The 23144-nt window shown below is 71.0% G+C and carries 20 protein-coding genes; 3 read left to right on the top strand and 17 right to left on the bottom strand.

All coding sequences use genetic code 11. The annotated features are described in order from the left end of the window. Window positions 1-77: 77 nt before the first annotated feature. The 6 genes from ACQPXB_RS07745 to ACQPXB_RS07720 all read right to left on the bottom strand — a co-directional run bounded on the left by ACQPXB_RS07745 (window position 78) and on the right by ACQPXB_RS07720 (window position 6843). A complete protein-coding gene (locus ACQPXB_RS07745; protein WP_432850415.1) occupies window positions 78-1052 on the bottom strand; it encodes an NmrA/HSCARG family protein in 975 nt (324 codons plus the stop codon). A gap of 115 nt (window positions 1053-1167) precedes the next feature. Continuing rightward, window positions 1168-1776, bottom strand: a complete 609-nt coding sequence (locus ACQPXB_RS07740; RefSeq protein ID WP_354881654.1) for a response regulator transcription factor — start codon at window positions 1774-1776, stop codon at window positions 1168-1170. Next, window positions 1773-2879 (bottom strand): sensor histidine kinase, encoded by a 1107-nt coding sequence (locus tag ACQPXB_RS07735; RefSeq protein WP_432850412.1) that lies wholly within the window; start codon window positions 2877-2879, stop codon window positions 1773-1775. Before ACQPXB_RS07735 ends, ACQPXB_RS07740 begins: the two co-directional genes overlap by 4 nt. 25 nt (window positions 2880-2904) lie before the next feature. After that, window positions 2905-3339, bottom strand: coding sequence for a hypothetical protein (locus ACQPXB_RS07730; RefSeq protein WP_366578880.1), 435 nt, complete (start codon window positions 3337-3339; stop codon window positions 2905-2907). A 109-nt stretch (window positions 3340-3448) separates the two neighbouring features. Then, window positions 3449-5068 carry an ABC-F family ATP-binding cassette domain-containing protein gene (locus tag ACQPXB_RS07725; RefSeq protein WP_432850410.1) on the bottom strand — a complete coding sequence of 540 codons (1620 nt, stop codon included), beginning with the start codon at window positions 5066-5068 and terminating at the stop codon, window positions 3449-3451. A gap of 287 nt (window positions 5069-5355) precedes the next feature. Further along, on the bottom strand, window positions 5356-6843 hold the full coding sequence (locus ACQPXB_RS07720; RefSeq protein ID WP_432850408.1) for an alkaline phosphatase family protein: 1488 nt from the start codon (window positions 6841-6843) through the stop codon (window positions 5356-5358). A 227-nt stretch (window positions 6844-7070) separates the two neighbouring features. Here ACQPXB_RS07720 and ACQPXB_RS07715 point away from each other — a divergent pair, with 227 nt between their 5' ends. After that, on the top strand, window positions 7071-7427 hold the full coding sequence (locus ACQPXB_RS07715) for a hypothetical protein (RefSeq protein ID WP_432850406.1): 357 nt from the start codon (window positions 7071-7073) through the stop codon (window positions 7425-7427). Window positions 7428-7929: 502 nt separating this feature from the next. On the opposite strand, the gene ACQPXB_RS07710 is transcribed toward ACQPXB_RS07715, so the two are convergent. The 5 genes from ACQPXB_RS07710 to ACQPXB_RS07690 are packed head-to-tail and all read right to left on the bottom strand — an operon-like array spanning window position 7930 to window position 13481. Then, window positions 7930-8928: a hypothetical protein gene (locus ACQPXB_RS07710; protein ID WP_432850404.1), complete on the bottom strand. Its 999-nt coding sequence runs from the start codon at window positions 8926-8928 to the stop codon at window positions 7930-7932. Between the two features lie 42 nt (window positions 8929-8970). Further along, complete coding sequence (locus ACQPXB_RS07705) at window positions 8971-10269, bottom strand: aldehyde dehydrogenase family protein (RefSeq protein ID WP_366578870.1); 1299 nt, start codon at window positions 10267-10269, stop codon at window positions 8971-8973. Between the two features lie 21 nt (window positions 10270-10290). After that, on the bottom strand, window positions 10291-11820 hold the full coding sequence (locus tag ACQPXB_RS07700; protein ID WP_432850402.1) for a CoA transferase: 1530 nt from the start codon (window positions 11818-11820) through the stop codon (window positions 10291-10293). Then, a complete protein-coding gene (locus ACQPXB_RS07695) occupies window positions 11817-12737 on the bottom strand; it encodes a 3-hydroxyacyl-CoA dehydrogenase NAD-binding domain-containing protein (RefSeq protein WP_432850400.1) in 921 nt (306 codons plus the stop codon). Before ACQPXB_RS07695 ends, ACQPXB_RS07700 begins: the two co-directional genes overlap by 4 nt. 9 nt (window positions 12738-12746) lie before the next feature. Then, entirely contained in the window at window positions 12747-13481 is a 735-nt protein-coding gene (locus ACQPXB_RS07690) for an acetoacetate decarboxylase (RefSeq protein WP_432850398.1), read from the bottom strand. Window positions 13482-13564: 83 nt separating this feature from the next. On the opposite strand from ACQPXB_RS07690, the gene ACQPXB_RS07685 reads away from it, so the two are divergent. Then, window positions 13565-14332: a class I SAM-dependent methyltransferase gene (locus ACQPXB_RS07685; RefSeq protein WP_432850396.1), complete on the top strand. Its 768-nt coding sequence runs from the start codon at window positions 13565-13567 to the stop codon at window positions 14330-14332. On the opposite strand, the gene ACQPXB_RS07680 is transcribed toward ACQPXB_RS07685, so the two are convergent. The 5 genes from ACQPXB_RS07680 to ACQPXB_RS07660 all read right to left on the bottom strand — a co-directional run bounded on the left by ACQPXB_RS07680 (window position 14329) and on the right by ACQPXB_RS07660 (window position 21493). Then, window positions 14329-15495, bottom strand: coding sequence for a S53 family peptidase (locus tag ACQPXB_RS07680; RefSeq protein ID WP_432850394.1), 1167 nt, complete (start codon window positions 15493-15495; stop codon window positions 14329-14331). The two genes, ACQPXB_RS07685 and ACQPXB_RS07680, sit on opposite strands and share 4 nt — an antisense overlap. 14 nt (window positions 15496-15509) lie before the next feature. Then, a complete protein-coding gene (locus tag ACQPXB_RS07675) occupies window positions 15510-17543 on the bottom strand; it encodes a hypothetical protein (RefSeq protein ID WP_432850392.1) in 2034 nt (677 codons plus the stop codon). A 216-nt stretch (window positions 17544-17759) separates the two neighbouring features. Next, complete coding sequence (locus ACQPXB_RS07670) at window positions 17760-19214, bottom strand: flavin-containing monooxygenase (RefSeq protein ID WP_432850391.1); 1455 nt, start codon at window positions 19212-19214, stop codon at window positions 17760-17762. Next, window positions 19204-20670 (bottom strand): class I adenylate-forming enzyme family protein, encoded by a 1467-nt coding sequence (locus ACQPXB_RS07665; RefSeq protein WP_432850390.1) that lies wholly within the window; start codon window positions 20668-20670, stop codon window positions 19204-19206. The genes ACQPXB_RS07670 and ACQPXB_RS07665 overlap by 11 nt, the downstream gene beginning before the upstream one ends. Window positions 20671-20740: 70 nt before the next feature. Next, entirely contained in the window at window positions 20741-21493 is a 753-nt protein-coding gene (locus ACQPXB_RS07660) for an SDR family NAD(P)-dependent oxidoreductase (protein ID WP_366578853.1), read from the bottom strand. Window positions 21494-21620: 127 nt separating this feature from the next. Here ACQPXB_RS07660 and ACQPXB_RS07655 point away from each other — a divergent pair, with 127 nt between their 5' ends. Continuing rightward, the gene (locus ACQPXB_RS07655; RefSeq protein WP_366578852.1) at window positions 21621-22217 is read left to right on the top strand and encodes a TetR/AcrR family transcriptional regulator; all 597 of its coding nucleotides are present in this window, start codon (window positions 21621-21623) and stop codon (window positions 22215-22217) included. Window positions 22218-22262: 45 nt separating this feature from the next. Here ACQPXB_RS07655 and ACQPXB_RS07650 read toward each other — a convergent pair whose 3' ends face one another. Further along, entirely contained in the window at window positions 22263-23093 is an 831-nt protein-coding gene (locus tag ACQPXB_RS07650; RefSeq protein ID WP_366578850.1) for an alpha/beta fold hydrolase, read from the bottom strand. Window positions 23094-23144 lie beyond the last annotated feature (51 nt).

Raw genomic sequence — 23144 nt, 5'->3', positions numbered from 1 at the left:
CCTCACCGCCGCCGCACGCGACCCGGACTGCCGCGGGCCGTCCCCCGACGACGTCTCACGGCGGTCCGGAACCCGGATCAGTCGGTGACGAGCTCCGACTTGTGCTCCCGCAGCCACTCCTCCAGCGGCTTCAGCCGCGGGTTGATGCGGCGCGCACGCTCGAGGTCGCGGGACTCGACGAACGAGTCGGCGGCGTCGGCGTAGAACTGGTACATGTTGCCGACCTCGACGGCGCCCGGGTAACCGGCGGCGCGCGCCTCGTCGTGGGTCTGCGGCCGGTAGACGACGTCTTCGCCGAGCACCTTCGCGAACAGCTCGGCCAGCTGGACACCGGTGTAGTGAGCGCCCGCCAGGCCGACCGTGCGGCCGATGTAGGTCGGGCCCGCGAGGAAGATGCCGTAGGCGGTGCGGCCGATGTCCTCCGACGCGACGAGCGCCATCACGGCGTCGCCCATCGGGTTGGTCAGCTCGAGCTTGCCGTCGGCGCCGCGGTGCACGCCCTGGCCCTGCAGGAACGCCTCGTAGTAGAAGGTGGTCTCCAGGAACGTGGTCGGCACGCCGTGGGCGGTGAAGAACCGGTTGGCCTCACCCTTGGCGTCGAAGTGCGGCACCGTGTACTTCTCGAGCAGCGTCGGCAGCTGCGTGCCCTGGTGCGCGAAGTGGGGACGCGTGTCCTCCAGCGTGGACCAGACCACGTGCTTCAGGCCGGCCTTCTTCGCCGCGCGGGCGGCGGTCTCCGCCTGGTCGAGCTCCATCTGCGCCCGCGTGCGCGCCGCTTCCTCCTCGGGCGTGCGCTGGACCCAGAAGTTCGTGACCACGTAGGCGCCATACGCGCCTTCGAACGCGCGCAGCACGCTGGCCTCGTCGTCGAGATCGGCCACCACGACCTCCGCACCGCGCGCCGCCAGCTCCTTCGCCGCCGGGGACTCGACGTCGCGGGTCAGCGCACGAAGGCTGAACGGTCCCTGCGGGTCGTCGAGGATCGCACGGGCCAGACCACCGCCCTGCGAACCGGTCGCTCCCACCACGGCAATGATCTTCTTGTCGGTCATCGGGTTTCCTGCCTCTCTCGTCGGATGTTCGCCGAACGAGTTCCAGGTTGTCCCTCTTTTCCATGCGGCACCTCGCCACACCGTGGGTACCCACGGCGGGGGACGGCACGGGCTGTCACAGCCAGCCGCGCTCGTCGGCGACCCGCAGCGCTTCCATCCGGTTGCGCGTCCCCGTCTTGGCGATCGCCGCCGACAGGTAGTTGCGCACCGTGCCCTCCGACAGGTACAGCGTGGCCGCGATCTCGGCCACCGAGACCCCCGACCGGGCGGCAATCAGCACGTCGCGCTCGCGCGCGGTGAGCGGCGACTCCCCCGCCGCCAGCGTCGCGACGGCCAGCGCCGGATCCACCACGCGCTCACCGGCGACCACGCGGCGGATCGCGTCGGCCAGCGTCTCGGCCGGGGCGTCCTTCACCACGAACCCGACGGCGCCCGCCTCCATCGCGCGCCGCAGGTAGCCCGCGCGCCCGAACGTGGTCAGCATGACCACGCGACAGCCCGGCGCTTTCTTGGCGAGCACGGCCGCCGCGGCCAGCCCGTCGAGGCCCGGCATCTCGATGTCCAGCAGCGCGACGTCCGGCTGCTCCGCCAGCGCCGCGTCCACCACCTGGTCACCGCGGCCGACCGACGCGACGACCGCGAAGTCGTCCTCCAGCTCCAGCAGGGCGCACAACGCCTGGCGCACCAGGGCCTGGTCGTCGGCGAGCAGCAGGCGGATCGTCATGCCGGCGCTCCGTTCTTCGAACGCGGCGCGGGCATCGACACGCACAGCCGCCACCCCCGCGGCTGCACCGGCCCGGCCTCCATCCGCCCACCGGCCTCGGCGACGCGTGAGCGCAACCCGTCCAGACCGTTGCCGGCAGCAGCCACCGCGCCCACTCCGTCGTCGCGCACTTCCACCTCCGAAGCCGAAATCCTGACGGTGCAGCTCGTCGCGCGGGCGTGGCGCGCGACGTTGGTCAGCCCCTCCCGCACGACCCAGCCGAACAGCTCCTGGTGCGCGCCGTCGACCACGTCCGTCGCCGTGGGCAGGTCGGCCGTGACGCCCGACGCGCGCAGGAGCTCGCGGCCGCGCGCCAGCTCACCGGCCAGAGTCACGTCGGGACTGCCCGACACGGCCGCGCGCACGTCGGCGAGCGCTTGGCGCGAAAGGCGTTCCACCTCGCCGATCTCCTCGAACGCGCGTTCCGCGTCCGTCTTCCCGAGCCGGCGGGCGAGATTGCTCTTCACGGTGATCGCGGTGAGCGAGTGGCCGAGCAGGTCGTGCAGGTCGCGCGAGATCCGGGCCCGCTCGGCCTCGGCCGCGAGCCGCTGTACCTCCGCGCGCGCCTCGACCAGCGCCCGGTTCGCCCGGACCGCCTCGGAGAAGGCGTAGACCATCAGTGCGGTGAACACGAGCGCGATGGCCTGCGACCACGCCGGCCCGGAGTGCCACGGCCGCACGGCCGGCGGCACCACGATCGCCGCCAGTCCGGCCCCCAGGAGCACCGCCACCGCCGCCCGGCCACGCAGCAACCGCATCAGAAACGCCACGACGACCGCGGCCAGGAAAAACGCGTCGGCCTGCGCGAAGGGCAACGCGGCGAGGAACAGCACCGCCTGCGCGCCCAGCGACCACCAGAACACCCGCGGGGCCACGCGGTCCGCGGCGATCGCGGCCACCACGTAACAGCAGCTGAACAACCCCACGAGCACGCAGCCCACCACCGCGGTGGTGCCGCCGCGCGGCACCAGGCCGGCCACGGTCACCGCCGGGTACACGAGCATGCCGGCGTCGAGGACGAACCTGCGCCGCCCGAGCACCCAGCGATCGACGTTGTCGTCCACGTCGGGCACGCTACCGGGATCGTGGTCAGGACCGCGCGAACAACGAGCGGACGTGCCGCCCGTTGACGATCAGCACCACACCCAGCAGGAGCAGCGCGCACACGCCCTGCTCGGCTCGCAGCCACACCGGGAACGCGCCGGGCAGTGCCGCGATGACGACCAGCGCCACCAGCATGATCGCGGTGACCAACCGCAGCCGCAGGTAGGCGCGGCGCGAGCCCTTGCTCGTCCGGAGGGTGAAGGACAACGTGAGCAGGGCACTGGCCACGACGATCACCGTCCGCACCCACACGGCGTCGGTGACCATCGCGGAGTTGTTCCGCAGCAGGACCACCGCTCCGACGGTGAGCACGCTGAGCGTGAGGTAGGCGATGACGAGCAGTCTCGTGGTGCGGAAGGCCGAGAGGCTGCGCGGGTGGTTGAGGTTTTCGTGGGACACGGCGGCGGATCCGGCGTTCATGACTGTCCTTTCCGGACGGTGTGGAGTGCTCCCCTTGTGCTCCACTCATCCTGGGCGCACGCGCCGGCTCGCAGCAGTGAGCCGGCGCATGAAGCGCCCATGACATTTGTCAGGAATCCGACGGCGGCCCCGTTTCCGTCAGCTTGCCGTCGGCGAGCGTGAGCCAGCGGCCGAGGCCCAGGTCGGCGAGGAAGCGGTCGTCGTGGCTCACGACCACGAACGCACCCTGGTACGCGTTGAGCGCGCCGGTGAGCTGCTCCACGCTGGCGAGGTCGAGGTTGTTCGTGGGCTCGTCGAGCAGGAGCAGCTGCGGCGCCGGCTCCGCGCACAGCACGCACACCAGCGTCGCCCGCAGCCGCTCGCCACCCGAGAGCACGCCGACCGGCAGGTGCGCCCGCGGCCCGCGGAACAGGAAGCGGGCGAGCAGGTTCATCAGGTCGGCCTCGGGCAGCTGCGGCGCGGCCGCGCGCAGGTTCTCCGCCACGGTGCGGTCGTCGTCCAGCAGGTCGAGGCGCTGCGAGAGGTACGCGACGCGGCCGTCGGCCCTGGTCAGCAGCCCGCTGTCGGGTTCGAGCAAGCCCGCGATGAGCCGCAGCAATGTCGACTTGCCGACTCCGTTGGCTCCGATCAACGCGATCCGCTCCGGCCCGCGGATCGCCAGCGTCGCGCCTTCACCGGCGAACAGCTCCCGCACGCGCAGGCGCTCGCCGTGGAACACCGTGCGCCCGGCGGGCACCGCGGTGTCGGGCAGCTCCAGCACGATCGTGTCGTCCTCGCGCGCGGCGCGGTCGGCTTCGTCGAGCCGGGCCTTGGCGGCGCCGAGCCGCTGGGAGTGCATGTCGTTGGCCTTGCCGGCCGACGACTCCGCGCGCCGCTTGATGTTGCCGAGCGCGATGCGCGGGATGTCGGAGCCGGTGCGGGCGCCGGTGGACGCCCGCCGTGCCGCGCGTTCGCGGGCCTGCTGCAGCTCGCGTTTCTCGCGCTTGACCTCCTGCTCGGCCGAGCGCACGTTCTTCTCCGCGACCTCGCGCGCGGCCTTCTTCGCGCCCTCGTACTCGGTGAAGCTGCCTCCGAACAGCCGCAGCGAACCGTGGTCGAGCTCGGCGATCCGGTCCATGCGGTCGAGCAGGTCGCGGTCGTGGCTGACCAGCAGCAACGTGCCCTTCCAGTCGCCGAGCACGGCGTGCAGGCGGCGCCGGGAGCCGCGATCGAGGTTGTTGGTGGGCTCGTCGAGCAGCAGCACGTCGGGCTGTTTCAGCAGCTGCGCGGCCAGGCCGAGCGACACGATCTGGCCACCGCTGAGGGTGTCGAGCCGGCGGTCGAGCCCGACGTCGCCGAGCCCGAGCCGGTCGAGCTCCGCGCGGGCGCGCTCCTCGATGTCCCAGTCGCTGCCGACTTTCGCGAAGTGCTCTTCGCTCGCGTCACCGCCTTCGATGGCTGCGAGCGCGCGCACGATCGGCGCGATCTCCAGCACCTCGGCCACGGTCGGCTCGCCGGCCAGCGGCAGCGTCTGCGGCAGGTAGCCGAGCACGCCGTCGGCGGTCACCGAACCGGCGAGCGGGTGGAGCTCGCCGGCGATGAGCTTGAGCAGGGTGCTCTTGCCGGCGCCGTTGGGCGCGACGAGACCGGTGCGACCCGGCCCGAGCGTGAAGGACAGGTCTTCGAAGACGGGGGTGCCGTCGGTCCAGGAAAAGGACAGGCCGGTGGCGACGACGGAGATCTTGGACATGACAGGACTCTCAAGCTGCGATGCGGGCGTGCGTGAGCCGCCCGGAGAACGACAGGGCAGGGTTTGAAGGAGGAGACGAAAAAGTGCGGTGTCGCGGCGGTCGAAAACCGACCGTGCGCACCGCTGTCGTCGCCGGATTCACCCGGAGATGTCGTCCTCAGCCACCATCGCGGTGGTCAGCTCCCTGGAAACTCGTCCTGCAAGTTCCCCGCGATCGTATCAGCCGAGAGCCGCGCGCGCCGTCACCCGTCCGTCGCGAATGGACGGACGGGTGACGAACGCCGAGGTCAGGAGGTCTTCGGCCGGTGGCCGGGCTCCTGGTGGGGGAAGCTCTGCTGCGTGGTCGGGATGGGCGGCAGCTTGAACTGGCTGACCTCGTACTGGGCGAGGTTGTACTGGCCCGTGGTGTCGGGCAGCGTCGGCGCGTGCTTGGTCGCGTCGTGGAACCGGAACGCCGAGGTGAGGTCACCCACGGTGCGGCGGCGCCAGTCGGTGATGTTGGTTTCGCGCACGCCGGTCACGTGCTCCAGCAGCCGCAGCTGCGAGGTGTGGTCGGACAGCTCCGAGCACACCCAGCCGCCGACGGTCCACGGCGACACGATGATGCACGGCACGCGGAAGCCGAGGCCGGTGGGCAGGCCGGCGCCGTCGACACCGGTCACCGACGTCTTGAACACGAACTCACCCGGGGTGCCGGGCTTCGGCGTAGGCGGCACGACGTGGTCGAACAGGCCGTCGTTCTCGTCGTAGGACAGGATGAACGCCGTCTTGGCCCACACGTCGGGGTTGGCCGCGATGGCGTCGATCTTGCCGGCGACGAAGGTCGCACCGGCGGCGGGCAGGCCGGCCGGGTGCTCGTCGAAGCCCGCCGGCGGCAGGATCCAGCTCACGGTGGGCAGCTGGTCGTGGGCCGCGTCGTACTCGAACTGGCCGAGCGGCTGCGGGTTCATGCACTTCTCGAACAGGTCGTCGCCCGGCTTCGCGTTGAAGTACTGGGCGATGTGCTGGATCGCGGCGAGCCCGGTGACCGACCCCGGCTGGTGGTAGACCTTCCAGCTCACGCCGGCCTCGGTGAGGCGCTCGGGGTAGGTCTTGAACGAGTACTGGCCGTTGGGCGCGCTCGTGGTGAGCGACGGGCCACCGAAGTCGCCCGCGGCGTCGATCGTCCCGGCCATCCACATGTGCCGGTTCGGGCCCGTGGGGCCGAGCACCGAGCAGTGGTAGGAGTCGAGGATCGTGAACGCGTCGGCCAGCGCGTACTGGAACGGGATGTCCTCACGGGTGAAGTAACCCATGGTGTACTGGCCGTTGGTCTCGCCGTCGGCGGCGCGGTGGGCGGGCAGCCACTGGTCGTTCTTGCCGCCGTTCCAGGCCTGGTGCTGCACGGCCCACTCGTGGCTCGTCGACGGGATCGCCTGCGCGGCGGTCGACTTCGTGTCCAGGTGGTAGGGCAGCAGGTAACCCTTGGGGTTCTTCGCGTCCTTCTGGTAGAAGACCGAACTGCCGTCCGCCTGGCGCGCGACGTGGGGGTCGCCGAAGCCGCGGACGCCGGACAGCGTGCCGTAGTAGTGGTCGAAGCTGCGGTTCTCCTGCATCAGCATCACGACGTGCTTGATGTCGGAGATCCGGCCGTTCTTCGGGGCGGGGGAAGCGATCGCCTTGCGAACGTTGGCCGGCAGCGCCATCGCGGCGGCGGCGAGACCGCCCGCGGCGGCCGCGGAACCCAGGAGGCGTCTGCGCGTGAAACCGTTGCCCTGGTCGGTGTTCTCGGTCATCGAGGTCCTTTCGGGGTGGGAGCCACGAGGAACACTCGTCCGCCGCGGTGAGCCGTTCGCCCAGGAGTGGATGAGCAGTGGCTGAACTTCGGCCGAACTCGCCATGGCGCAGTGACGTGCGTAACTCGATTTCCGGACGAAGCGGTGGAACCAGACGTAGGATGTGTCCACTGTGGAGTGTCATTTTTCCCGTCAGCGGAACGGCCGGCGGTTGCTAGGGTGCCGGTGTGAATCGCACGATCGCGGTGAACTACCCCGCGCCGATCCCGGTCGGCCACGTCGTCGAGGTGACGGAGTTCGCGGACACGCGCCCCGAGAAGAAGCGCCGCGGGTTCGACATGAGCGAGGCCTTCCGGCACCCGGTGCTGTTCGACCGGACCACCGGGATCCGCTACCTGAACCACGTCCACGCGGCCACGGGCGGCAATGGCGGGAACACGTTCACCCCGGTGCTCTACCCGGTGGTCCCCCGACCGGACCTCGCGTTGTCGGCCGTCTGGCTGGGCACCGTGGTGGCGTGCGCGCTCGTGATGAACGAGGGGCTGAACGGGCAGCACACCACGTTGGTGCTGGCGCCGGCCTGACAGGTCAGCCGGCCGGGCCGGCGGCCCGCGCCGAGCTCGGGGGAGATCGTGCGCGCGGTTTCAGGCGGAGCGCAGGTTGGTGGCGAAGTCGCCGGTGCGGCGGTCAAGGTCGGTGAGCTCGCTCCTCGGCCTTGACCACGCCTTCGTTGGCGACTTCGGCTTCGGCCGGCCTCGCCGTCGTCCGACGCCTCGGCAAGGCCCAGGTCGGCCACAAGACCATGGTCGACGCGATGGCCCGGCCGCCACGGCCCTGTCCGAAGACGCCACCCGCGCCGACCCCCTGCCCACCGCGCGGCGCTCCGCCGCTGACGCCGCGGACGCGGGCGCCGCCTCGACCGCCCAGCTGCTGGCCAAACGCGGCCGGGCGAGCTACGTCGGCGAAACGCCCGCGGCGTCACCGATCCGGGGGCGCTGGCGGTCGCGTTGTTCTTCGAAGCGGCCGCCTAGGGTCCTTTGTGGAGATCCGTGTGCGCTGGTCTTCTTGACGTTCCCTTGTGGAAGATCAGGGCATGGCCGGGGCCTGGCGGGGGCCCATGGCCGCGCCGGCGATGACCAGGACGGCGCCGACCAGGAGGAGGATCGGGCCGAGGCCCAGGGAGGGGAAGTTGCCCCAGTAGAGGGTGGCGATGCCGGCGACGTGGAGGATCAGCATGACGGCCGCGCGGCCGCTGAAGACCGTGCGGTACCACCAGAAGCTCGCCCGCGTGAGTTCGCGGCTGCGGATGCCGCTCAGCAGGAACGCCGAGCGTTTGGCCCGGAGCGCGCCGAGCGTCCACGGCAGCACCGACGCGGCGGTCGCGGCGGTGATCAGGAAGGCGAGGAACTGCACGTACGTCGCCGCGAAGCCGGAGGCGGCCGCGTTGTCGCTGGCGGCCTTCACGAGGTCGAGGAAGGTCATCGTCACCGACTGGGTGCCGTTGGTGAAGGTGATCCACGAGACGCCGAACAGCGCGACCAGCTCCAGCACCACGCCGAGCACGGCCGGGATCGCGCCGAGGCCGGGCTGGGTCAGTGGACCGGCCGCCTGGCCCGGCTGCTGGGAAAAGCCCTGTGGCGGCTGCGAGAACGGCTGCTGCGGAGCGCCCCACTGCTGCGGCTGCCCGTGCTGCGGGAGGGGTTGCTGGTAGCCCGGCGGTAGGTCGCCGGCCTGCTGCGGGTACCCGGCCGGGCCCGCCTGCGGGTAGCCCGGCTGAGCGGGCTGCCCTTGCGGCGGGGTGCCCCACTGCTGCGGCTGACCGTGCTGGGGCAGGGGTTGCTGGTAACCGGGCTGCGGGTACCCGGCCTGGTTCGGCTGCGGGTAACCCGGCTGGCCCTGTTCCCCTTGCGGCTGCGCGTAACCCGGCTGCGACCCGGCGGCCTGGCCGAACCCCTGCTGCGCCTGGCCGGTCTCGGGATGCCACTGCGGCGGCTGACCCGGCTGTCCCGGCGCCGGATACCCCGCCGGGCCCCCCTGCTGACCTTGCGGATAACCCTGCGGTTGCTGACCCCCTGGGTGGCTCATGATCCAGGATCGTAGCCGCCCCCGGGGGATTCCACCGAGTCGTCAGGACAATGGCTTGTCGAGCACCGCTTTGAGGTTGCTGAACGTGTCGATGGAGTACCTGCCGTGGTAGCGGCCCATGCCGCTTTCGCCGACGCCGCCGAACGGGAGTTCCGGCGCGACGAGGTGCAGCACCGGCATGCCGAACGTCACCGCACCGGAGGAGGTTTCGGTGAGGATGCGCTGTTTGACCTCTTCGGACCCCGTGAAGGCGTACAGCGCCAACGGTTTGTCGCGGCCCGTGATGAACGTGATGGCGTCGTCCAAAGACGACACGGCCAGCACGGGCAGGATCGGCCCGAAGATCTCCTCGCCCATCACGGGTGCGTCGGGCGCCACCTCGGCGAGCACGGTCGGTGCGATGAACTTGGCGTCGCGGTCCGTCTGACCGCCGGTGACCACGCGGCCGCTGGCCAGGAGCTGCGACAGCCGGTCGAAGTGCCGGGTGTTCACGATGCGCCCGTAGTCGGGGCTCGCCGCCGGGTCGTCGCCGAACTTCGCCCGCAGCGCCTCCGTCAGCAGCGGTTCGAGGCGCGCCGCCGTGTCGCCGATGGCCAGCACGTAGTCGGGCGCGACGCAGGTCTGGCCGGCGTTCATGAACTTCGTGTCCACGATCCGCTGCGCGACCACCTTGAGGTCGACGTCGGTGTCCACGATCACCGGGCTCTTGCCGCCCAGCTCCAGCGCCACCGGCGTGAGGTGCTTCGCGGCGGCGGTCATCACGATCCGCCCGACGACGCCGTTGCCCGTGTAGAAGATGTGGTCGAAGTGCTGCTCCAGCAGCTCCGTCGTCTCCGGGATCGCGCCCTCCACCACGGCCACGGCCTCGGGGTCGAGGTACGCCGGCACGTGGCGCGCGATGGCGGCCGACACCGTCGGTGAAAGCTCGCTCGGCTTCACGACGGCGGCATTGCCCGCGGCGAGCACCCCCACCAGCGGCGCCAGCGCGAGGTGCAGCGGGTAGTTCCACGGCCCGATGATCAACGCCACACCCAGCGGCTCCCGCACCACGCGCCCTTCGGCGGGCAGCAACCGCTCCGGCAGCCCGGCGGGCTGCGGCGCCAGCCACTCGTCGAGGTGCTCCAGGGTGTCGTCGACCTCGTTGACGATGAACATCAGCTCGGTGCGCCGGGCCTCGGTGGCGTTCTTCGCGAGGTCGGCTTGCAAGGCGGCGAGGAAGTCGTCCTCCTGCTCCAGCAGCATGCGCTTCAACGCGCCGAGCTGCTCGCGCCGCCACGACAGCGGCTTGGTGCGGCCGGAGGCGAACGACTTGCGCAGGCGGGAAACCACGTCCGGGATCATGATCACGACCCTACTGTGTTGTCAGTTGCCAATCCGACCACAGTTGCGGCGGGGCGACCGCGGCAGCCACTCGGCGCGCCCGGACCCGCGTGGCACGAGGATCGTCGAGAACTCACCCGGCGTCTCCGACATCCGCACCTGGTCGGTCACGCCCTGGTAGAGCCCCAGCGGCGTCTCGGCCGTGAACGTCTCCGGGTCGACATACGCGTGCAGCTCACCGGTGCCGGCTACCGTGCGCGCGTACTCCTTGTCGAACACACCCAGGCTGATGATCCACAACGCGATCCGCGTCAGCGAGATGTGCACGCGGTAGCTGCCGCCTTCTCTCGCCCGGCGCATCAACGCGGCGCAAATCCCGGTGGTGGCCAGCCACGGCACGAGGTAGTCGTTGACCACGCCGATGTGCGGCAGCACGGGCTGGTCCGGCGAGCCTTCCAGCGTCATCATCCCGGCGACGCACCCCGCCGTCTGGTCGAAGCCCACTCGCTGCGCCCACGGCCCACGCTCGCCGTGCAGCGACACGGTCGTGTGGATGATCCCCGGCCGGAGCTCCGCCGCGCCCTGGGCGGACAACCCGAGCCCGGCAACGAGGCCCGGCCGCCGGTTGGCGTAGAAGACATCCGCGCTGCGCACCAGCTCGTGCACCTTCGCCAGCGCCGTCTTGTCCCGCAGATAGTCCACTGTGGCCGATCGGACGCCGACGTTCGCCGTCGAGTACGTCACCGGGTTCTCCCACTCGGTGGGGCGCCACAGGTTCAGCGCGTCGGCACCGTGCTGCGCCAGCGCGCGCCCGATGGCGGCGCCGGCGATCACGTGTCCCATACCCAGCGCGCGCACGCCGTCGAGCGGCTGACGAGCGCCCTCCGACAGCGGTTCGGGGTCGGAGTCGCCGATCTTCTCGATCTCGATCAACGGCAGGTCCGCGAGCACGTCGCGGTATTGGCGCGTCTGGAGGAACTCCTCCGTGCTGCGCACCATCGGCATCACGAGCCCCGCGTCGGCGCCGGCCTCCTCCAGGTCGAGGGCGTTCCAGCGGGCGACGGCGTTGGCCACGGCGGGTTCGTCGTCGTAGGTGCGCAGGAGCTTGAGCGTGGCGGACTTGAGCTTGGGGTAGATGTCGAGCGGCATCACCCAGCGGCCGTCGCCGGCACGGTAGAACTTGAGCGTGAACGGGCTGCCCGGGTCGGCCGTGTTGGTGGGCGGCAGGCCGTTGATCAGCTCCCACTTCTTGTCGTAGAACGGGCACAGCCGGTGCGGCGCCGTGCGCACGTCCATGCTGATGTCCTGGCCCGGCCCACCGCGGTGGCGCCACAACGCGGCCAATGCCACGGACTTCGCGACGAGCCCGATCGCCGGCGCCGCGCCCAGCCGTACGGCGCTCGGCACGATCGGGTCCGCGCCGAGGAACTCGACGCTGCCGCCGCAGTCCTTTTCGGACAGTCCGGCGTCGGCCAGCACTTCGGCCAGCGCGGCGTGGATGTCGAACCGGTCGTCGGCCTCGGAACGGATGGGGTTGGCGAGCGCTTCGCGGATGCGGTCGGTGACGGTCATCGCTGCTCCTGTCCCGGCGTGGTCGCCAACGCCCTCATCACGGCGATCTGCTTCTCGTCCCGGGCCTTCGCCAGCTCGTCGATCGCGCCGCCGAAGTCCTCCGACTGGGCACTCAGTAGCGCGACGGTCGGTTCGTCCAGGTCCGGCGTGCCCAGCTGACCCCAGCGTTCCTGCAGGCCAGGGCCCAGGTGTTCGAGGAAGTGCGGCAGCCCGCCGGCCCCGCCGCCCAGGTGGAAGCTCAGGAACGGCCCGCTCACCGCCCACCGCTGCCCGAGCGAGGACGTGACCACCTCGTCGAGCTGCTGCTCGGTGACCACCCCTTCGGCGACCAGGTGCACGCACTCGCGGAAGATCGCGGCCTGCAGCCGGTTCGCGACGAACCCGGGCACCTCCTTCGCCAGCACGATCGGCTTCTTGCCCAGGCTTTCGTAGAACTCGACGGCCCGCGCCACGTTCTCCGCCGACGTCTTCTCCCCCGGCACGACCTCCACCAGCGGAATCAGGTGCGGCGGGTTGAACGGGTGCCCCACCACGAGCCGTTCCGGCTGCTTCAGCGCCGTGGCGATGTCCGTGGCGGGGATGCCCGACGTGGACGTCAACAGCAGGGCGTGCGCCGGAGCGTGCGCTTCGATCGTGCTGAAGATCTGGTGCTTCAGATCGAGCCGTTCAGGCCCGTTCTCCTGCACGACGTCGGCCTGCGCAACCGCCGTCGCGAGGTCCGGTTCGAAGCGCACCGCCAAGTCGTCTGCCGGCAAGCCGAGTTCCCGCAACGCCGGCTTCAGCTCCTCCAGCCCGGCGCGCACGGTGTCCTCGATGCCGGGCGCCGGGTCGCTGACCGTCACGTCCAGGCCGCGCGAGGCCATCAGCCCCGCCCAGGACACGCCGATGACCCCGCCACCGACGATGGTCGCCTTCATGCTTTCCCCTCAAGCCAGGTAGTCGTGCACGACCGCGAGCCGGCCGAGCGTGAGGTCGGTCAGGAGGTGGCCGGCCGACACGATCTCCAGCACCGGCAGGTCGGCCAGCGGCGCCAGCGCGTGGGCCACGAGGTGCAGCCGCGCGGGCCCGGTCCAGGCGCCCTTGATCGTCACGTCGGTGATCTGGCTGCGCGCGAGCTCGCAGATGCGCGGGCGCCCGTCGTAGCCGGGCACGATCTTGAGCATGAACGTCGGCGCGGTCAGCTCCGCACGCGCCTGGGCTTCGTCGAGCGTGCGGTGCTTGTACCCCATCGTGGCGAGCGCGACCTGGATCGAGCCGTAGTCGAGCGAGCCGACGAGGGTGTCGGAATCGGTGTACAGCCTGGGTTTGCCGAGCTTCTTCGGGTACGCGGCGACCTCGCGGCCGCTCGCGATGGCGGGCAGGCTGTCCACGTACATGCCGAGGGTGAACTCACCGGCCTCGTCGCCGTGGCGCACCATCGCGACCTGGCCCGACTCGGTGTAGTCGCCGAGGCCGGTCACGTCGGGCATGCGCATCACCTCGAACCGCACCAGCGGCTCGTCGACGACCAGCGGTTCCGGCACGAGCGCCCGCAGCGCCGCCGGATCCGTCCGGTAGGTGATGTTCAGGTATTCGCGGTCGGTGAAGCGGTAGGGCCCGCGCGGGAAAGCCGGCGCGGCCAGGGGCGTGGTGAGCTGGGCGAGGACCTCGTCCTCACGCATGAGCGACTTCCCGCAAGATCACGAACCGCAATCTACCTGCGACTTTCCGCCGCCGCATCTCGATGGCGGGCATGATGGGCGCCATGGCCGCACCGACCTTCGACTTCGACGCCGAGCTCCAGCGCTACCAACCGCTGCTGCGTGAGGCCGCCGCCGTGGGACCCGGCGACACCGTGCTCGACCTCGGCTGCGGCAGCGGGGCGACCACCCGCGAAGCCGCCCGCCTCGCCGTGCGGGGCTCCGCGCTCGGTGTGGACGTCTCCGCGCCCCGCGTGGAGGCCGCGCGCCGGCTCGCGGTGGCCGAAAACGTCACCAACGTGCGGTTCGAGCTGGCCGACGCGCAGACGCATCCGTTCCCCGACGCGCACTTCAGTCTTGCCTTCAGCCGGCTCGGCACCATGTTCTTCGCGAACCCGGTCGCCGCGTTCGCCAACGTCGCCCGCGCGCTGAGGCCGGGCGGGCGGCTGGTGCAGCTCGTGTGGCAGGCGCGCGACCGGCAGGAGTGGGTGTCGGAGATCAGCCGGGCGGTCGGCAACCCGCCGGTGCCGCACACCAGCCCGTTCACCCTCGGCGACCCCGCTGTGGTCCGCGAAGTGCTGACCACAGCGGGGTTCTCCGACGTGCAGCTCGCCGGCTTGTCCGAACCCCTTTACTACGGCCCGGATCCCGCGACCGCCGCCGATGTCGTGCGGCCGTTGCAACTGGTCAGCACCGCGCTCGACCCGCTCGACGAAAGCGAGACTTCGCGGGCGCTCGACCGGCTTCGCGAAGTCATGGCCGAACACCACACCGCCGACGGCGTGTGGCTCGGCTCCCGCGCGTGGCTCATCACCGCGCGCCGAGGCGCCTAGAAGCCCGCCGACCCGTCCGGAGTGCCGACACCCGTCGGGGCGTCGTAACCGGCGGCGGCGACGCACAGGTAGTCGCCGCCGCACTTGTGCCCGCCGGAGAGCCGGTCGTTGGAGCCCTCGGTGACGTCGAAGAAGTGCGCCGCCGCGGCGTAGACCGTGGCCGCGGACGTGGTGCCCGCGTGGCCGGCCCGGGCGATCAAGCCGGCGACGAACGGCGCCGACGCGCTCGTGCCGTCCGCGGTGAACCAACCACCGGCCGGCCCGAAGTAGAGCGACAGCTGCTCGGCGACGGCGGAAACGTCCGCGACCGTGCGGTTGCGGCAGTGCGTGTCCTTCTGCCACGCGGGTTTCGCGACGTAGGCGGAGCAGCCGCTGCCGCCCGAGACCCACGCCGTTTCCGAGAAGCCACGCGGCGACGAGTCGTGCGCGAGCACCGTGCCGCCGACAGCCACCACGTTCGGCAGCACCGCCGGATAGCTCGCGGCGGTGTACCCCGCGTCACCCGAGGAGACGACGGTGGTGACGCCCGGGTGCTGGTAGCTGGCCGCGTAGGCGAGCGAAACAGCGCTCTCGCGTCCGCCGTAGCTGTTGCTCACGATCTTCGCGCCGAGCCGCACGGCCGTGTCCTCCGTGGCGGCCAGGTCCGGGAACTGCGGGCTGTCGCCCTCCACCACCAGGATCCGGCACGACGGACACGCCGCCGACACCATCGATACGTCCAGTGTGGACTCCAGGTTCCAGCCGAACTCCGTCCCGGGCAACGGCGCGGCCTCACCACGTTGGTTCACCTTGCGGAAGCAGCCGGTGGCCGAAGTGCACGGTGGCAGCCCGTACTGCGCGCGGTAGGTGTTGAGGTCCTGCTCCAGCGTCGGCGAGTCGTAGGCGATGGAGATCGCCACGAGGTCACCCGGACCGGCCTCGGCGGGAAGCCGGTACGCGGCCGCGAGGTCCGTGGCGCCCCAGCCGTCCGGAACGTCGGCCGCCGCGGCGGAGGTGGGTGGGACGTAGCTGCTCAGACACCGTGCCAAGGTCGGGCCGACGGCGCCGCAGGCCGTGCGGGGTCCGGTGACGGCGTCCGCCGAAGCGGTGGTGGCTGTGGTGGAGGCGAGCGCCGCCCCCAGGATCGCCGTGACGGCGAGGATTCTGCTGAACCGATCGAGCACAGTGGACACTCCCCTCAGAAGTTCACGTGGTAGGCGGCAGTGAGCGTCTCGGCGACGGTGCTGCCACCCGCGTCGGCAGCCGACACTCGGAGCGCGACGTCCGTCCCGTCAGGACCCTCCGGCGCCACCGAGTAGGCCGCGTGGAAGGTTCCTCCCGGGCCGGGCGTGACGGTGGCGTCCTGCCAGGTCGTGCCGCCGTCGGTGGAGAACTGCACGATCGCCGTCGAGACGGCACTGCTCGCCGCGCCTTGCATGCGGGCAAAGGTGATGTCGAGCGCCTGCGCGCCATGCGGGGTGGAGCCGTCGACGCCGAGGCCGCCGACCGCGTACGTCGGCATGAGCAGCGGTTCCACGCCACACGCGGTGTCGGGCGCCTCGCCCTTGCTGACGCGGCAGATGAACGGCGCCGGCAGCACCGGGCCGTCGACGTGCTGCGAACGCCACGACCATTCCGTGTGTGTCGCGGTCGAAAGCGCGAAGAACGGTCCGCTGTGCGTCGCGTCCACGGTCAACCCGAGCGTGCTCGGTGTGGCGCCCACGGTCTGCGTGAACTGCACTTGCTCGCCCGGTGCGCCTTCCGCGACGACCGCGCCGTCCTGGGTGAACCGGTAGTAGCCGGAGAAGGTGTCGCCGGGCTCCCCGTAGAGGCCGGTGCCCGTGTGGCCGGGTTCGTTGTCGGTGAAGGGCACGAGGTCGAACGACACGTCGTCGCCGTCGCGCACGGCGCCGGGGACGAGCATCGAGCTCTGCGGAACGGGCGTGCCTGCCACGGTCGCCCCGGCCGGGTGCAGCGGGAATTCGTTGTAGCCCTCGGTTTTGCGCTGCCCGCCGGTGTAGACCTCGGTGGTCGCGCGCTGGGCGCCGTACCAAGCCTCCAACCCGCCTTCGGTGCGGTAGTACTTGGCCGTGCCGCCGAACCACATCAGGTCGGGTGCCGCCTGCACGTACTCGATCTGGTGCCGGGGCAGCGCGATCGGCACGGACGGGCGGCTGCTCACGGTCTCGAACGTGAACATCCCGCTGCGCTGGTGGCGTCCGAGCGAGGAAACCTCGGAGTAGTAGCTCGCGTCCACTGTGGCCACGTCGGCGTCGGTCACCGGGTAGCGCTGCTTCGGAATGGTGCCACCGCTGGCCTTCTGCAGCCAGTACTCGTACGGCGTGCCGGTGCCGGGCGCCGAGACGAGGTGCGCGTACGGGTAGGTCTGCAGCTCACCGATCCGCACGGCCTTCGCGACCGGCGAGATCCACATCGGCACACCGGGGCCGGCGTCGTAGTCGAAGGTGACCGCCGGTCCGGTTTTCGCGGCGCGGCGGACGAAGAACCCGTTGTCGTCCAGCAGCGCCGGACGCGGGGTGACCCAGGTGACCTTGCTGGTCGCCTTCGCGGCGTCCATCCGCACGGTCGCGTCGGCCTTCACCGTGAACTCGGGGTTCACGACCTCCCGCACCCCGCTGACGCTGCCGTCGGCCGCGGTGGTGAAGAAAACGCTGACGGCGCTGTAGTTCCCGGCGGGCACGCTGTACTTCGCCGTGCCGTCGTAGAAGAAGTTCACGGCCTCGTTCTCGTCGAGCAGGGTCGAGTCGTCGAGGTTGGTGAGCAGCGAGATGCCGGTGTCGGACGGGGTGCCGTCGGCTTCGTTCGCGGCGAGGGTGAGCGTGTTCAGCACGCTGCGGGGCTGCGCCTTCGCCGGCGCCCCGTACGTCACACCGTTCGCGAACAGGCCGCGGCCGCCGAAGGTGCCACGGGCGCGATCCTCCGTGTACTGCTTCGCCAGCTGCGCACCGAAGTTCCGCGCGGCCGCGCGGTCGAACGTGCGCGTCGGCGTGGTCACGTGGTCGGTCGTGGCTTTGTCGACGTCGAACAGGCCGAGGTCCAGGCCCTTCCCCAGATAGGGCACCGCGGTCGCGGGGATCTCGTAGTTCCGGCCGCCGAGGCCGAGGTGCACCAACGACCTCGCGGGGCCCTTGGCGGCGGCCGGGACCACGTCGTCGCTTTCCCGGCCGCCGCCGAGGTCGTGGACCGTGACGACGTCGCCCGTGATGAGCAACGCCGTTCTGTCGTGTCGTTGTTCTGCTTGCGGTTGTGTCACTTGCGGCGCTGCTGCTGCGACCCCTGCCCCTGTCGCGACGAGCGCCACGACCCCCAGCACGGTCAAAGGTTTACGCACACATACCTCCAGTAGGGAACGGATCACCCGCTACCTACGTGAAGGGCCTGGCTGAGGTTCCACCGCCGGTTCGAATTGCTCCGTTCGGCCCAGCGATCAGGTCACCGAGTAGTCCGACGCGCGGAAGCGCCGGGTCCTCCGCCAGAACTCCACGGTGCCCGCCGGCCACAGCACGGTGTTGCGGCCGGACTTCGGGTCCTGGTACCAGCTGCGGCACCCGCCCGTCTGCCAGACGGTGGCGGCCATCCGCGAGTCGAGCCAGTCGTTGAACGCGTCCTGCACCTCGGCGCGCACCTCGAACGCCTTGGCGCGGCGCAGGCGGCGCAGCGCGGCGACCACATAGGACGCTTGCGCCTCGATCATGAACACCTGGGAGTTGTGACCCAGCCCCGTGTTCGGGCCGACCATGAGGAACAGGTTGGGGAACCCGGCGACGGTCGTGCCGAGGTAGGCCTCGTTGCCCTTGCTCCACGCGTCGGCGAGCGTGCGGCCGCCGCGGCCTTCGACCTCGAACCGGATGGTCTGCTGCGTGTCGAAGCCGGTGCCGTAGATGATCACGTCAGCGGGCACCTCAACGCCGTCGGCGCCGACCACCGCGTCCGGCGTCACGGACGCGACCCCGCCCGAGCGCACGTCGACGTGCGGCTTCGTCAGCGCCGGGTACCACGTGCTGGAGATGAGCAGGCGTTTGCAGCCGATGGTGTAGTCGGGCGTGAGCCGCGCGCGCAGGTCCTCGTCGGGGACCTGCTTGCGCAGCAACCGCTTTGCGAGGCCGGCGGTCTGCTCCATCGCGGCCGGATCGGCGACGAAGCCGACCGCGCGGCGTTCGTGGATCCAGTACAGCCGATCGCGCACGTACCAGCGGAACGGCGGGAACCAGCGCGCCCAGAACCGGTGCCGGGCGTCGAACGCGCGGTCGGCCTTCGGCACGATCCACGGCGGCGTCCGCTGGAACACCGTCAGCGCGGCGACCTGGTCGACGATCGCCGGCACGAACTGGATCGCGCTCGCCCCCGTGCCGATCACGGCCACGCGTTTGCCGGTCAGGTCCACGTCGTGGCGCCACTGCGCGGAGTGGAACACCTCGCCGCGGAACGACTCCACGCCGGGCAGTTCCGGGTACGCCGGGTGGTGCAGCGGACCGACGGCCGACACGACGAACCGCGCGCGGTAGGTCTCCCCCGTCGCCGTGGTCACGTCCCAGCGCCCGGCGTCCTCGTCCCACGCAGCGCGCGTTACGCGTTGCCCGAAGCGCAGCCGGTCGAGCAGCCCGCGCCGGCGCGCGACGTCGTGCAGGTACTCCAGGATCTCCGGCTGACCGGCGAACAGCCGGCTCCAGTCAGGCTTCTGCGCGAAGGAATACGAGTACAGCGGCGAAGGGATGTCGCAGCCGCAGCCGGGATAGGTGTTGTCGCGCCAGGTGCCACCGAGGTCGTCGGCCGCTTCGAGGACCCGGAACGACCGGAAACCGGCCTTGTCCAGCCGCGCCGCGATGCCCAGGCCGCTGAAGCCCGCGCCGATCACGACGACGTCGACGTGCTCAGCCGGCATCCGAGAGCTCCCGTTTGAGGACCTTGCCCGACGGGTTGCGCGGCAGCTCCGTCACGAACCGCCACTCCACGGGCACCTTGAAGTCGGCGAGCAGCTTCACCGCGTGCTCGCGCAGGCTTTCCTCGCTCGGCGTCCGGCCGGGCCGCGGCACGATCACCGCGCGCACGCGCTCGTCGAAGATCGGATCGGGCACGCCCACCACGGCGACCTCGGCCACGTCGGGGTGCTGCGCGAGCGCGCTCTCCACCTCGAGGCTGTAGATGTTCTCACCACCGCGGATGATCATGTCCTTGAGCCGGTCGAGCACGCGGACGAACCCGTCGCCGTCGATCGAACCGACGTCACCCGTGTGCAGCCAACCGTCCACAAAGGTCGATGCGGTGGCCTCCGGGTTGCCCCAGTAGCCTGCGGCCACCACGGGTCCGCGCACGCACAGCTCGCCGACGGTGTCGCGCAGGTCGCGCGGCGGCTCGCCGGGCAGGGCGATCGCGACCTCGACGCCGTCGACGACCGGGCCGACGCTCCACGGGTGGCTCAGGTACTCCGCGCCGGCGGTGAAGGTGACGATCGACGTGCCTTCGGTGAGGCCCCAGACGTTGCCCAGCACCAGATCCGGCAGCTGCTCCTTCACCTGCGCGGGGAACGGCTCCGGCACCGGCGAGCCGCCCATCACGAACAGCCTCAGCGACGACAGGTCCGCACCCGCGTCTTCCGCCTTCAGCAGGATCAGCCGCAGCATCGCCGCGACGCCGGCGAAGAACGTGATGCGCTCGGCCGCCATGAGCGCCACCGTGGTCTCCGCCTTGAACGCGGGCGTGAACACGCAGCACGCGCCGTTGGCGAGGAAGCCGATGAACTGCGACACGATCGCGGTGGCGTGGAACATCGGCGCGGCCACGAGCGTGCGTTCGCCGGGGCCGGCGCCGAGGCGTTCGCGGACGGTGCCGGCGTTGAACATCAGATTGGCGTGCGTCTGCATCGCGCCCTTGGGGCGGCCGGTGGTGCCGGAGGTGTAGAGCAGGTGCGCGACGTCACCCGGCTCAACTCGCTGACCCGGCAGCGAGCCGGGGTCGGCGGTTTCCCCGGCGTCGGCCGTGAGCGCGGCGGCGTCGACGGCACCGGCCAGGTCGCGGTCGGTGATCACGAGCTTCGCGCCGGAATCGGCGAGGACGTGGTCGATCTCGGGCCGGGCGAACCGCGTGTTCACGAGCACGCCGATGGCGCCGGCGAGCTGCACACCGAAGTAGCTCACGGCGTACTGCCAGCCGTTGGGCAGCAGGATCGCGACGCGGTCCCCCGGCTCCACGCCGAGCTCGCGCAGCCGCGTGGCCACCACGGCGGAGCGGCGCACCATGTCGGCGTGGGAGATGCGGGTCTCGCCGTCGACGAGGGCTTCGCCAGGGCCGTGTCTTTCGACGACGTCGAGCAGCATGGCGGGCAGGGTTCTCGGGGACACGCGGATCTCCTGGGTGCTCAGCGGTACTGGGTGCTCAGCAGTGAACGGGTGCTCGGCGGTGGACGGGTGCTCAGCGGTAGAAGCCGCCGCGGGTGAGCCCGGAGCCGCCGTCGAGGCGCAGCGCCTGGCCCGTGGTGTACCCCGCGGCCGGGGACAGCAGGTAGAGGACCGAGCCGACGACCTCGCCGAGCGTCGCGACGCGGCCCATCGGCACGCCGGCGAGCAGCCGCTCGCGGGCCGAATCGGGCATCGCGAGCACCTTCGGCGTCGCGAAGAGTCCGGGCTCGACGGCGTTCACGCGCACACCGTCGCCGCCCCACTCCGCGGCGAGCGAGCGCGTCAGGCCGAGCACGCCGGCCTTTGCCGCCGCGTACGCCGCCTGGCCAGGCAGGCCGTCCTCCGCCGCGACGGAGGAGAGGAACACGATCGAACCGCCGGATTCCTTCAACGCCGGGTAAGCCGCACGGGCGAGCACGAACTGCGCGACGAGGTTGGCGTCCACATCGGACCGGAACGCGTCGAGCGGGAATGTGCTCGCGCGGTGGACGGTGTCGACGATCCCGGCGGCGCCGATCACGGCGTCGAGCCCGCCGAGCCGTTCGACGGCTTCGGTGACGGCTCGCGCGGCGGCCGCTTCGTCGGTGAGGTCGGCGACGAGGTGTTCAGGTCCGGCTGGGTCTGCAGCAACGCGGTCGATCCCGACCACCCGGGCGTCGACCTGCGTCAACGCGGCGACGAGCGCCCGGCCGAGCCCACCGCCGGCACCCGTGACCACCACCCGGCTGCCCGGGCGCGGCAGCGGCGACCAGTCGTGTTCGGTCATGAGATCCTTGTCCCGTGTCGATCGATTGATCGACACCCAGATCTACCAGGCTAGGTTCGCCTCGTCAACGTGCCGATCGTACGATCAGCCCACGTTCACACCCCGCCTCGTCGCCGGAAGGAGGGCCGTGGCCAGGAAGAAGTCGCTTGACGAGGGGCCCGATCTCCGGGTCCTGATCCTCGAACGCGCGAGTGAGCTGTTTCACGAGCGCGGCTACAGCGCCACGTCGATCCGCGACCTGGCCGACGCGGTGGGCATCTCGTCCTCGACGATGTACCACCACTTCACGAACAAGCAGGAAGTGCTGCACGCGATCGTCTCGCGGTTCATGACCGACTTCGTCGACGCGACTGTGCCCGTGCTGCGCGACGAGTCCCTTTCGCCCGGCGAACGCGTTCGGCGGGTCGTGCGCCTGCACCTCGAGCTGAGCGACGACCGGCGCCCGGAGCTGCTGGTCGGCAACCCCATCCGGTACGCGCTCGACCCCGCCCAGCAGGCCGAGGGGATCAAGCTGCAGACCGCGTACCACGACGCGTTCCGCGATGTCCTCGCCGAAGGCGTCGCGGCCGGCGAGTTCCGGATCGCGGACGTCACCGTGACCACGATGGCCGTGCTCGACATGCTCAACGGCGTGCGCGAGTGGTTCGTCCCGTCCGGCCGCCTGACGCGCGACGCGATCGTGGCGCAGTACACCGCGCTGGTGGAGCGGCTGATCGGACAGTGAAAAAGCCCCGGCCGAAGTTCGGCCGGGGCTGTTCGAGTCGTGGAGTTACTTCGTGGTCGCTTCGGCGGCGCTCAGGATGATGTCGGTGACCTTGTCGGGCCGCGAAACCAGCACGGCGTGCGAAGCACCCGGCACGACGACGGTGTGGGCGTGGGCGCGCTCGGCCATCCACTTCTGCGCGGCCGGCGGGATGTTCTTGTCACCGGTCGGGATCAGGTCCCACACCGGGATGTTCTTCCACGAGGGCGCACCCGAGGGCTCGCTCAGCGCGGACGCGGCGACCGGGCGCTGACCGGCGGCCATCTGGCGGGCCTGCGACAGCGGGACGTCGGCCGCGAACTGCTTCGGGAAGAGGTCCTGCTTCACGTAGAGGTCGGTCTCACCGCCGGGGAGGGTGACCTGCTGCAGGGTGTCGCCGAGCGTGCTGCCCGGGAACTTGTTGGTCAGGTCGAGCGCGGACTCGCCCTGGTCCGGGATGAAGCCCGCGATGTAGACGAGCGCCTGCACCTTGGGGTCGTTCAGCGCGGCGCTGGTGATCACCGAGCCGCCGTAGGAGTGGCCGACCAGCACGACCGGTCCGTCGACGCTGTCGACCAGGGCCTTGATGTAGGCACCGTCGGACGCGACCCCGCGCAGCGGGTTGGCGGCGGCGATCACCTTGTAGCCGCGCTGCTCGAGCCGCGTGACCTCGCCGTTCCAGCTCGACGTGTCCGCGAACGCCCCGTGCACCAGCACGATGGTCGGCTTCGCCTTCGCCGGCGCATGGTGGTCGGCCTGCTGCGGCGCCGCCGACGACGGCACCGCCACGAACACGGCGGCGGCAGCCAACGCGGCGGTCGCGGCGGCGATCCGGGCCAGGCGAGTACGTGTGCGCATCTCTTGCTCCTCGTGAAGTTCGGGCTTCGCTTGAGATGAACAGTACAACTA

The sequence above is a fragment of the Amycolatopsis sp. CA-161197 genome (assembly GCF_050942255.1).
Taxonomy (GTDB): domain Bacteria; phylum Actinomycetota; class Actinomycetes; order Mycobacteriales; family Pseudonocardiaceae; genus Amycolatopsis.
The sequence above is the reverse complement of the archived record's forward strand: the minus strand, read 5'-3'. Positions and strand labels throughout refer to the sequence as shown.